Consider the following 12,099-nt stretch of genomic DNA (forward strand, 5'->3'; position numbering starts at 1 on the left):
CTCCGGATCCTCGAACAGGGCCAGACGGCGTACCCACAAGCGCGGCTCGCGACTCCCGCCTGGAGCGATGGGCGGCTGTAACTGAGGCGCAAAGAGGTCAGGCCCAACCATGCCCGAACCTCGCCCAGACGATGTTATCCTCCTGCGCGACGGCTTGGGCAACTCGGCCTTCATCGAGCTGCCGGATAGCTCGCAGAGCGAACGCTGCCCGCTGGGCTTCGGCAGAGTCGGCCCTCAACCCGGTCGAGTCGAAATGCTCGCCCCGGCACCAGTCTCCGCCGTTCCGTTCCTCGAGTTGGCCGGACGAGATGAGTGTTTCGAATGCGGTGCGCCATGCCGCATTTATGGGCGGACGCAGGCGGGCAACGCCTTGCGCCGGTCGCGCTTCCGCACCCAGCAGTCGGATCCACTGCACGCGATCCTCTTCGCTGAGCAGCGGGGTCAATAGGGAAGGTTCGGCCAGGCAGGCGACGAGCACCCGCATGCGCGAGGCATCTTGAGAGGGATCGCTGATCCAGAGCGCGTATTGAGCCGCATAGCGCAGCCTCTTTTGCGGCGGGGTGTGTACCGGCCATCCCCATGCTCCGTCGCGCAAGAATGCAAGCACCGGCGGTTCGATGCGCGGCGTCTCCCCCGGCGTCTCCACTTCGGCACCCAACCCCATCGCCGCGAATTCACCGCCCGCCTCCATGCGGTCCCAGGAGGCGAGGGCGAGGCGGCGGGTGCGGTATTCGCCGTGTTGGCGGATTTCCTTTTCCTTGAGGACGCGGAAGGTTTCCGAGGGGTAGTCGGTGCCCTTCACGTCGGCGGGGTCGAGGATGTAGCGCAGCTCGTCGCGGGTCAGGCCGTAGGCGCGGGCGTAGAAGGCGTCGAGCTCGGCGCGAAGGAGCGCACGGCGGTCCTCGTCCCAGGCGAAGGGCGGACCAACGTGGCCCAGATCGCGGGCGAAGGGGGCGAGGCTGTGCGAGGTGTAGGTGAGTTCCAGCACCCTTGGAGTTATGAATCCTCGCCGCGCAGTAGTGTAGAACTCTGGTGGGAGTATTGGAAACTGTTTGAGATACCCAAAGGTAAGATGAGTTCCGCCAACCGATTGCCGGGCTACAAAGTCGAGAGCAAGTGAACAAAGGCAAGCGAGAAAACCGGCGATGGCATCTGGTTCGAGATCCAGAAATATCAACGGAGAAGTATGCCCGACAGCAGACTTCGGAAAGACGGCGGCGATTGTTGTCCTTTCATTCGTAGCGTTCGTGATATCACGCCAACCCATTAGCCAGTCGCGTGTCCAGTTGCGATCTCTTAGCCGCTTTGTGACCTCAGCCTCGGGCACCCAATATCGGGCGGTGGGCTCGAATGACGCATTTCGTTTTTCGGACAGCTGCACGTCGCGTGCGTTTCCGCCTTGGTCATAAGTGGCCCATCGATGATCGAAATGATGGAACATCTTCGCTTCATACAGCGGTGCGAATCGTTGTGGTCCTCGCGGCCCAGCGTCGTGAAGATTTAGGACGCCTGCACCTGAGCCTTCGACGGATAGAGCGCCTTGCCTTGTACGTGCACCCTCGGCCACCCATGAAGTTCCATTCTTGACATAGCCCGCGTCAGACAAGTTGGAGGCGGTGCGGAACCATTCGGAATCCTCCGCCATGTGCCAAATCCGAGAGTGCAAGCTAACGTTCCAAGGGTTGCCGATCGAACCCTTGCTGTCTTCGATCAGGACCGGAGCCCGAGTGTAGATTTTTGCTGTCAGTTCGGCGTCCCAACGAGATCGGAACACAGGCGCCGTTTTGGTATTTGGATTGATGGCGGCAATTTGCTCAGGACTAAGCGTGAAGTTTCGCTCCGCTTCCGCCAACTGTGCAGGCTCAGTGAGGAAGAAGGCAAAGCGTGCTGCTGGTTCGTTGCTTCCGATTGTAAGCAAGCAAAACTTCATACGGCTGTCGACTGCCGGGAATAACCCTGCTCGGTTCTCGAAGTCCACTAAGCTTGAAAGGCGTTTTTCTTCAACAAGATGAGAGAAAAATGGAGCTGTCGTGGCGTCTGTAGCAATGCCCGTGGGAACAATCACACCAGCGCGGCCTTCAGGTCCAGCTAAGCAGGAGAACAGCTCGGCAAACACCTGATATGTGTTCACATCACCCGCACCTGTGAAAGGGAAGCGGCCGCCATCTTGGCCGTCGACACGAGCGAAAGTTGAGATGGCGTCAGAGAAGCGTTTCTCTGCCTGAAAAGCATCCCAGAGCGCTCTTTGCGGAGTACCTTCTTCAGCGTCTCTCAGCTCATTAATTTTTCGTGTTCGAGCAGCTGCGTTAGGTGCAGATGCAATGTCTGCGTCACGTGCAGCGAAGAATTCTTTCTCTTGAAGCTTGATCCGTTCCCAAGGTGGATTTCCAAGCACCACATCGAAGCCGCCACGCCCGATGATATCCGGAAACTCCAGGGGCCAATGCAACGCACGTGCCTGCGTTGCGGCCCTTGCGTTCTCCATGATGGGTTTTCGCCCTTTGCCTTGACCCACAGCCAGCCAGACATCCTGCGAGGTCGGTACGGTCCGCTCGGAGTCTCCGCTCGGCACCTCTCCGGTCTTCGGCAGCAGGAAAGCCGCAGTGTAAAGGTTGCAGCCCATGCGCGCCCGCAGGAAGGCGTCCTGCTTGTGGAGCGAGCGGTAGGCCTTCGCCTTGGCCTCCACATCCGCGACCGTGTCCTCCGGCAGGTCGCGCAAATCGGAGAACTCGGCCGAAAGCGGTGCAGTGGGCAGGTCGGATCGGCCACCGGTGAAGTCGAACGCACCCTGGCCCTTCTTCGCATCCTTGTTGGCGCGGTCGTAGAACTTGGCGACGTCCTTGTCGTCGCCCGTCAGCGGCTTGTAGGCAGCGTCGGGAATGCCGTCCTCCAGCACCTTCAGGTCGAAGACGCCAAGCAAGGCGTCGCCGCAGCGGATCTGCGCGTCGAAGAAACCGAGGGGAAGGCCGGGGTCCACCGTCTCGATCCAGAGGGCGACCTTGGTCAGTTCCACCGCCATCGGGTTGCGGTCCACCCCGTGGATGCAGCAGCGCGCGACATCACGGAGTGCATGGCGGAAGTCGGCGAGCGAGGGCGTGCCCTCGGCCCGGATACGCGCGAGCCGCGTGGCGATACGGCGGGCGGCAGCCAGCAAGAAGTGGCCTGAGCCGCAGGCGGGGTCGATGACGGAGAGCTTCAGCAGCGCCTTGGCGGGATCGTCCGCCTCGGCCTCGGTCTTGTCGAGCACGGGGTCGAGCGCTGTGTCGAGCAGCGCCTGAACGAGGCTGTCGGGCGTGTAGTAGGAGCCGGTGGTCTTGCGCTGGTTGCCCTTCTGCTCGGCCGCCTCGGAGGCGAAGACCAGCGTCTTGCCGTCGTCGCCCAGCTGCGGCTGCAATTCGAGGAGGGACTCGTAGACAGAGCCCAGTTCCTCGGTCTCCATCGCGCGCCAGTTGACGGGGACCATGCCGGATTTGTCGGCGAGCCAGGAAAGGCGGTAGAGCGCCTCCATGAAGGCCCGGTTGCGCAGGCGGGCGGTTTCGAGGTGGGGCAGCCTGTCCTCGGCGAAGAGGCCGCCGAGCGCCGGGAGGGCGAGCGCCTCCTGCCCGTGGGCAAGCGCGCGGAAGACGATCTTGATGCCCTCGTAGCGGTCGTGATGCTTGTCCTAGGTGGCGGCGCGGTAGCACTGCTTGCGCAGCGCCGCGAGGCTGTAGCCCTCGGCGTAGAGCGCGCGGGCCTCGGTCTTCGACTTCGCCGGGTGGAGCAGGTTCCGATCCTCGGCGACCATCAGGAAGATCAGCCGATAGACGAGGCGGAGGAGCTCGTTGAACCAAGTGGTGAGGTTCACCTCGCCCGATTTCAGCTTGGCCGCGAGGTCTGGGTTAGCCTCGAGGAAGCCCGAGCCCAGCACCTTGAGCGCGATCTGGACCTGGTCCGCCAGGCGGTCACGCGCGGTCTCGCCCTCGCGGGAGCCTGCCTCGCGCCAGCGCTCCAGCGGGCAATCGGTGGCCGGGGTGTCAGCTGCGCCGAAGCGGGACCTGTGGATCAGGAGCCAGAGCGCGGCGAAGGACGCGATATCCTCGGTCGAGAAGATCTGGGCGAGGTCGGCTTCGATGTAGGCAGGGCGCGTAAGGGACGCGTTGTCCCGCATGAGGCGCAGGTGAGTGCCGTTGGTGACGATGCCCCACAGCGCGTCGTCGGAGTCGTTGAGGTAGTCCTGAAGTGCGAAGGCGGGCGAGCGGGAGCGATCGACCGACAAGGTCGGGCTTCGGCGGTCCAGCGTCTCGCTCGGCGGCACCACAACCACAGGAACCCGGCCACTCGCGATCATGGCGAGCGGGGCAGCGGCGGGCGCCAAGTCGTCAAAGCCGAAGGTCTCTTTGAAGAAGCCGGCAACGAAACGGCGGGTTGCATCCTGGGAGGGCGCCTCGAGTTTCGCGAAGGCGTCGAAGTGGGACTGGCCGACCCGGAACGCCGTGGAGATTTCTTCGCGGATCGTGAGACCCTTGCGGACGGCGTAGTCCTCCGGCGCCTGTTCCGGGGCGTCCCGTTGGTCGATCCTGGCGATCATCGCGGGCGCGATCAGGTTGCCCTCGAGGCTGAGCGAGGGCCATGCGGACATGTCGGAGATCGGTTTGCGCGCCATGATCACACCTCGCCCGGCATGAGGACGAACAAACCGATCACGTCGGGCGGAAGGACCGCTTCGACGCTGACGCGGGAGATGGATCCGGCCGCGGCACGCAGTCTCGCGTGATCCTCGACGAGTTCCGCTGCACGCTGCTTGACGAAGTCTGCCAAAGGTCCGGCAAGCAGGTCGGGAAGTTCCGCCTTGGCAGCATTGATCATCCGATCTCGCGCGATCGCCGCGAAGTCGGCACTGGCGGACGTGCTGAGCATGTTGCGGACGTCTTCACCGGTCGCCACGACGCTCTTGCCCTGGAGGGCCACCAGCGCCGCTTCTTCGGCCAGAAGGAGCCGCTCCTTTCTGGCGTGGATCGTGAGCTTGTACCGGACGCGCAGGAGGGCGACGCGTGTCATCGCCGAGACCGCTGTTGTCGGCCATGCACCGACACGGCCGATGCCGAGGTCCGGAAGCGCCTCCTGATCCAAGGACGCCTCGACAAGACTTTCGGCAAGCGATGCCGTCAGCGGGTGGGTTCTCGTCAAGAGAGACGTTCCAGAGGGAGCAGGCTCTGAGGTGGCGAGCCGGACGGACTTCTCGAGTCCGCGCTGTTCAAGCTTCTCCTTCAGGGCCGGCTGGAGCGCGTGAACGTGAGCAACGTAGGCGTTCCGCTTTCTCTCAAGCGGCACACCGAACCGCGACATCGCGCGCTCGACGAAAAGCTTCGTGTCCTGGGGCGAACCAAGGAGGCTTCTGACCTTGTCCCACTCCGGCGCTACCTCTGCGGGCTTCATCGCATTCTGGGCGAACCTGGCTCGCGATTTCTTCTCGTTCTCGCTGGCATCGCGCCAACGCGCTTCCATGACCTTGGTGCCATCCTCGAGGCGAAGGTCGAGCGTGAGCTGCTTGTGCCCTCCTCGGCGGAGCATCATTGCGGACATCAAGGCGTCTGTGACCGGCCCGCGCTCGTCAGGCAGAGGAACCGTCACCCCGGTTGCCTTCCTGATTTCCTCGGCTTTTCGCAGGATCACATCGAGGACGGCACCATCGATGGCGCTTTCCGGCGAGAACATCATGATCGAGCGAACAAGCTCCGCCGGCTGGCCGAAGCGGTCCACCCGTCCCTCACGCTGCTGATGTCGGGTCGGATTCCACGAGAGATCGTAGTGTACGACCGTGTCGAAAAGCTGCTGCAGATTGATGCCTTCTGAGAGGCAGTCGGTCGCCACCAGGATTCTCTGCGCACCTTCTTCCCCATCTCCCAGCGCCATCTCCGCGACGCGATCGCGGCGTTCGTCCGGGGTCAACTCTCCAGTTACCGACTCGATGATCAGCTTCGTGAAAGCTTTCCGCAGGCCTGACTTCACGTATTCGGCGGTGGCCAAATACCGGCAGAAGACGACCGGGTTGGCACCACTCTTGATCAGCGGCTTGAGCGCACCGACGAGGGCATCGAGTTTCGGATCTTTCGCTTCAAGTAGATCGCCAGCCTGATCGATGAGAGCACGAAGCACGGGATCATCCGAGAAAGCCGTACTCGGTTCGATGTCGACGGCATCTTCGTCCTCGCCGTCTTCGTCATAGATCTGCGGTTCGAGACGGTCTGCTTCGTTGGGGGCACGATTTCTCAGCGCACTCAACTCCGCGGCGGGCGAGGAACCGACGCAGCGCATGAGAGCGAGGGTGCCCCAGAGCGCAAGGCGCTGATCTCTCTTCTGCTATCCCGCTTTCGAGACCACCTCGAGGCAATAGTCCAGAACGGCCTCCTGGAACGCCAAGTGCTCGGGCGAGAGGCGGTAGGCGTGCTCTGTCGTTTCGTGTTTCGGGAATGATCGGTCCTCCTGCCAATCACCCTCGACGAGATCTACGCGACGCCGTTGGACAAAGTGCCTGGCAAGGCGCTCTCGATATCTCGCGCTGTCAAAGTCCAGCGTTGCGAAGTCTTGGTCGATCAGTGAGAGCAGTCGTGCGAATGCTTCCTCGTCGCCCGAATGGGGCGTGGCCGTAAGCATGATGATCCGGCGTTCCGTGTCCTTCGCGAGCCCCTGCAGCAACTCGAAACGCTGCTGTTTGCCTTTGTGGGTGCCCACACAAGCGTGGGCTTCATCGACGATCACAAAGTCGGGACAGGCCCGCGCGAACCCCTCCCGGCGCTTCTCGGCCTTGATGTAATCGAGGCTGACAACCGTGTAGGGATAAGCGTCGAAGAGAGTATGAGCGAGCGGCAGATTGCGTTCGAGGCGTGCCGCGGTGCCGGAAGTTACCGCCACCGCGTCGATTCCGAACCGATCCTTGAGCTCGATGATCCATTGATCCACGAGGTGGGGCGGGCAAAGAACCGAGAAGGCATCGATTTCACCGCGGTCCATGAACTCCCGCAGGATCAGGCCCGCTTCGATGGTCTTGCCGATACCGACATCGTCGGCGATCAGCAGTCGCGGCACCTGGAGCCTCAGTGCCATCAGCAGTGGCACAAGCTGATACGTTCGAGGTTCGAAGGCGAGCTGCGCGGCAGATCGGAAGGGCCCGGCGCCGCGGCGAAGCGTGAGACGCAGTGCATCCGCCAGGAGCGCAGCCTTGGCCTGGACAGTAGTGCGCGCGTCCTCGGGGAGATCGAACCGCGCGGTTTCGACCGCGGAAATCTCCAGCGCGGGATCCAAGACAACGGTGTCGTTCTCGTTGCCTGACAGCGGTCGTAGCGCAAGAACCCCGTCGCGTGGCGCTGGGAGAGCCACCCATTCGCGGCCTCTGGCTCGAACCAAATCGCCAGGTGCGAAACTCAGCACGATGCTTACCCCCGCAATAGATCAAGTAGCTGTTTGGGGATGCCGCCCTCGGCCGATGCTGGCAGCGCTACGAGCTCCCAACCTTTGCCGGCTGCTTCATTGGCCATGTCTGAGGAAACCCCCTGGCTGGTGGCAGCTACAAAGTGGCCCCGCCATGCAAATTCGGCTTCCTCACCGGCAAAGCTGACGCCGATGGTGTCGACGCGGGGGAGACCAGCAGCCTCAAAAGCCTCCAGCCACGGCGACGAGGCCCCGTCGGGCGCAGCTCGCCTCTCAACGACTGTGTGACCACGCGCGAGATCAACCAACAGCTGGGTAACTTCCCCGCTGCCGCGGTCGATCTGCTCGTGGTCCGGCTGGTTGAAGTATGACAACAGACAGCGGTAGCAGCCTCTGACGCAGGCTTCGTCTGGCTTCTCGGTCAGCAGTTCGGCATCTCCGCTTGCGATTGCCGCGTCGATGTTCTCGAAGTGCATGAGCCCGAGAGCTGTCCGTGCGACTTCGCTGATCGCCTCCGGATCATCCATCAGACGAGTAAGCACACCGGCGCCGCCCTCCGTTGCTTCGTAGGCAAGAATGGCGCGGCGGTTGTCGCGGGCTGGAAGCGGCTCGCCGAGGATCTCACCCTCTTCAAGCTGGTAGACGACCTCGATGCCTCGCAAAAGCGCATGCTGAACGGTCGTAATCGTGCTCTGGGCAAAGTTTCCCGGTTTCTTGAAACGGAAGAGGAGCGCGTTCTTGCGGTCTCTCACGATCGGCACGATCCGAACTGGTTTGACCACGTCTGGTGGAGGGTCTGTCTCAGTATCCTCGTCTTCTGATTTCGCCCAATAGCCGGTACGTGGATCTATGTTGAAACCGAAGACCGTCTGATCCTTCCGACGCTTCAAGCCCTTGTTCAGACGGCTTATCTCGGCGCTGTTGGCGTACTGCAGTGCGAGCAGGGAAGTCTCGCCGCATTTGAATTCCGCGTTCGTGACCTGGAGCTGATCGTCCTTCTTCGGCCAAGCAAATACGGTCTGGATGTCGAAGCCCTGCCGCACGCGCTCTTCATCGTTCGCCGTGATGCGCTCCGTGGGCGCGGCCTCGACGTTGTTGATGCGGAGCGTCCGTTTAATCGGTACTTCGCCGGCCATGTGCGCATCGCAGCCATGGCAGCGCTCCACCTCTCCCTCGTGGCACGCTCCGCAGTTCGCACAGATGTAAATGTCCTTGGTAGCGAGTTCTGCGGTCGCCACCAAGATCGAGGATGTCCGGGATGTCCGGCGAGAGGGCTAGGCGACTCTCAGCGAGCCAAACCGCGTGCAAGTGCGAGCGGACCAGTTCTTCGTTCGTGATGTCCAGAGCAGGCGGGCGCACGATACCTGCCACCATGTCATTGCGGCGCTCGAAGAAGTACTGGTCGTGTGGAGAACCCGATGCGCAGTACGTCACCACAACCGCTGCCTGGCCGGACCGGCCCGAGCGGCCAGCGCGCTGCGCGTAGTTGGCGGGCGTGGGCGGGACGTTTCTTAGGTAGACCGCATTGAGAGCAGAGATATCGACCCCCAGCTCCATCGTTGGTGAGCAGAACAGCGCAGGGAGGAACTGGTCGGATTCCCCGGTCGCCTTGATTTCTGTTCGGTACTCCGAGGTGCTGAGGTTCTCCAGATCATCATCTTCACACCTGAAGCGCCACTCGCGCCATTCCCGCTGCCTTTGGGAAACCTGTGCGGTGTGCTCACGACCTTCCAGTCCCCAATAGGCGCTATGACCCGATGCCAGATCGTGCGCAATTGAAGCGTATAGCTTATGGAAGTATCGGTTTCCCCGTTTGCTCTCGTCGGAAAGCGCGGGCCCGGGCACAAGGCGGACGGCAGAGGGGGTCAGCCGCCAGCCTGCGAGATCAGCTTCTAGTTCAACCGGGACAATCAGGCCCTCATCAGCGAACAGCTCAAGCAGGCGTGAGAAGAACTCAACATAGTCATCCCGCCCGAGCTTCGTGCCCAGCAGACTCTTCTTGTTGATCAGCCGCGCAATGCGCGAGTTATGGCCGGCGCGAAGGAGGGTCTGTTCCTCACGAAGGCCCACGGCGTTCTTTCCGGGCGCACGCAGAAGCAGCGACGACCGTCCGCGCGGGTTCTCCTTGGCATCTATCGCCCACGGAGCGCGCAACAGCGAACGTGATTTCTGCGCGACACCATCCAGGACAGTCAGATCCAGGGCTTCCGTATTGACGGCCAGCCCTTCGAGCATTGCGCCCAGCACGCTCTTCAGCAGAATGGCTCTCTGCTCTTCTGCTTGATTGCCGAGCTCGGGCAGGACTGTCATCAGCCTTTCCCGGTCTGATGCCATGTCGGCGACGCCGACGAACTCAACACCGAGAAGCTTCAGAACGGAGAGGCTGGGGTTGGTGTAGCGCCAACCCCTGCGGAGGTCAGTCCACACTCGGTGAGCCAGAACCTTTGCGAGTGCGCGCTGGGCGTCTTCCTGAATGACGGCGCCAGCCGATGGATCGAGCATCCAGTGGGCGCGCGCCTCCTTGTTTGCAGACGTGAAGCCAAGCGCCTTGACGACGCTGAGACCGAACTCATCCTCGGTCAGGCCCTCGGGCCCTGCTGCAATTATCGCCCGGAGAATGGCCCCACGTAGAAGGCTCACAAACAGAAAGTCGTTGAAGTGGCCGGACTGAAGCGCAGCATCTTGCCGATTGTCAGTGAACCCCAGCAATTTTCGCTTCGTTTCTGGAACGCCGCTCGTCGGCTTGTTCATCCACTCGAGAGCACTGGATACGAGAAGCGTCGTCGCGGAGCTCCGCCCTTCCCCGGACAGGCCGGCTAGCTTGCTGCGCTCGCGCATCCCCTGATTGGGCTCGTCTTTGCAGCAGAGGCAGAATGCAAACTTTCCAGGGATGAACCAGAACTCTCTGCCACCAGCGCCATGGCGACCGTCTGGCGTCACCACATAGGAGATGGGCGCGCGCTTCTTGCGATAGGATCGAAGCCGCTCGATGCCGTTGCGCTCTTCCAGCCAGCTCTCAGGATAGCCGCTCAAGTCACCATCGAAGGCGAAATCGAAATCATTGGCCGGAACCGGACAGAGATATCCCGCCACATCATCATCGTCTTCGGTTTCCAGCGGTGTATCGTCGATGTTGCGAGGGAGAAACCTGATGTGACCGTCGTCTTCGTTCTTCGTGACGACGTGGTATTCGTGTCCGCAGTTCCTGCAGAAGCGTGTTGGGTAAAGCCGATTTCCTGGAGCGTCGGGGTCCTCGAGCTGACCCTCGAACAGTACGGTGCGTGGCTTGTCCGTAAGCGTGGTGAAGATCTCACCCGCGCCGGAAATGAACCTGTGCAATTTGAAGGCGAGGAACGCTCCCTCGCCGGTCCCACCGCGCTGATTTTCTGGAAGGCTTACCAGTGTCAGGAAGCCTTCGAGCTGATTCCGACACAGCTCTGCATTGAGCCCGCTGTCTTCGGTAAGCCGTTTGACGGCGTCCTCGAACGGGATAGGCTTCTTTCGCTTCAGCTCGAGCCCGTCATCGAGTCCGAGCGCAAGCTCTGCCCATACCGCGAGCGGATGCTTCTTGAGCTGCTCGTCGTCCAAGTTTGTCGGAATTGGATGTTGCAGCGTATCAGCGAGCGCAGTGGTCGCTTGTGCAAGAGTGATGGTGTCGTCAGTCGCTCGCTGAAGGGACTCGTCGATGACTGCGTCTGGACCGATCTCGGAGCCGAAGAGCTTGGCTGCAACTTTTGCCACGGCAACCGCTCGGCTTTCCTCGGTTCCCTCCGAAGCCATCGTCGCCGATGTGCCGATACAGATCGGAGCTTTGTTCGGGGTACATCGATCCCGTAGCCGTCGAACGAGTACCGCCACATCTGCACCTTGGCGACCTCTGTAGGTGTGGAGTTCGTCCAGGATGATGAATTCAAGGCCGGTCGCGTTTTTGACGACCTGGGCGTCTAGGTCGTCTTGGCGGGTCAGAAAGAGTTCCGCCATCATGTAGTTGGTGAGTAGGATGTCTGGCGGACTGGCCGCGATTCGTTGACGCTCCTCTTGGCTTTCCTGGCCTGTGTATCGTTTGACAACCGGTTTCAGTCCGTTAGGTAGCCCCGACTGTCCAATGAACTTTTCGATTTCCTTCAGCTGGCTGTTTGCCAGTGCATTCATTGGATAGACTATTATTGCTCGGGTGGTTCGCGGTTTTCCTGCGCGCAGCGCGCGTATGATTGTGTCCACGACCGGCACGAAGAAGCACAGCGACTTACCGGAGCCTGTCCCTGTCGTGACGACAAAGCTTTTTCCGGATTTTGCCTTTGCAATCGATTCCGCTTGGTGCCGGTGAAACCTCAAAGGTTCTTCGCCAAACCGGAATACCCGCCCAACCCCTTCGTCGAGATCTTCCGAGGCGACGAGGTCATCCACGCTGGGACCTGAAAGGTATCTGGGGTTCAAGGAGAGGAGGGTATCAGGCCAGAACCGCCCTGCATCATACTGTGCGTCGATTGCTGCACTGAGATCCGTCGAACGAACGGTGCTAAAGGAGCGTGAGAACCGTTCGTACGAGCTGACTAGATGATGGTCAAAGGCAAATGCTTTCATGGAAAATTCCTGCAGTGGGAGCAATAGCCGCCGTATCGGGCGGTAGCTTTGACCAAGTCCGCTCAGTCAGGTCTAGGTGCATAAATCGGTGTGAAGGCTAGCACGAGG

At 61.4% G+C, this 12,099-nt stretch carries 6 protein-coding genes; all 6 read right to left on the bottom strand.

Annotated features, from left to right (window positions below; translation table 11 throughout):
- Positions 1 to 97 precede the first annotated feature (97 nt).
- The 6 genes from L0F51_RS00455 to L0F51_RS00480 all read right to left on the bottom strand — a co-directional run bounded on the left by L0F51_RS00455 (position 98) and on the right by L0F51_RS00480 (position 11,991).
- Positions 98 to 3,508: an N-6 DNA methylase gene (locus tag L0F51_RS00455; RefSeq protein ID WP_234627450.1), complete on the bottom strand. Its 3,411-nt coding sequence runs from the start codon at positions 3,506 to 3,508 to the stop codon at positions 98 to 100.
- A gap of 153 nt (positions 3,509 to 3,661) precedes the next feature.
- A complete protein-coding gene (locus L0F51_RS00460) occupies positions 3,662 to 4,642 on the bottom strand; it encodes a hypothetical protein (RefSeq protein WP_234627451.1) in 981 nt (326 codons plus the stop codon).
- Positions 4,643 to 4,644: 2 nt separating this feature from the next.
- Positions 4,645 to 6,294: a C-terminal helicase domain-containing protein gene (locus L0F51_RS00465; protein WP_234627452.1), complete on the bottom strand. Its 1,650-nt coding sequence runs from the start codon at positions 6,292 to 6,294 to the stop codon at positions 4,645 to 4,647.
- A gap of 45 nt (positions 6,295 to 6,339) precedes the next feature.
- Complete coding sequence (locus L0F51_RS00470; RefSeq protein ID WP_234627453.1) at positions 6,340 to 7,281, bottom strand: DEAD/DEAH box helicase; 942 nt, start codon at positions 7,279 to 7,281, stop codon at positions 6,340 to 6,342.
- Between the two features lie 131 nt (positions 7,282 to 7,412).
- Complete coding sequence (locus tag L0F51_RS00475) at positions 7,413 to 8,543, bottom strand: DUF1998 domain-containing protein (RefSeq protein WP_234627454.1); 1,131 nt, start codon at positions 8,541 to 8,543, stop codon at positions 7,413 to 7,415.
- A complete protein-coding gene (locus L0F51_RS00480) occupies positions 8,521 to 11,991 on the bottom strand; it encodes a DEAD/DEAH box helicase (RefSeq protein WP_234627455.1) in 3,471 nt (1,156 codons plus the stop codon). Before L0F51_RS00480 ends, L0F51_RS00475 begins: the two co-directional genes overlap by 23 nt.
- Between the last annotated feature and the right edge of the window lie 108 nt (positions 11,992 to 12,099).

It is taken from the genome of Afifella sp. H1R, from assembly GCF_021462425.1.
GTDB lineage: Bacteria > Pseudomonadota > Alphaproteobacteria > Rhizobiales > Afifellaceae > Afifella > Afifella aestuarii.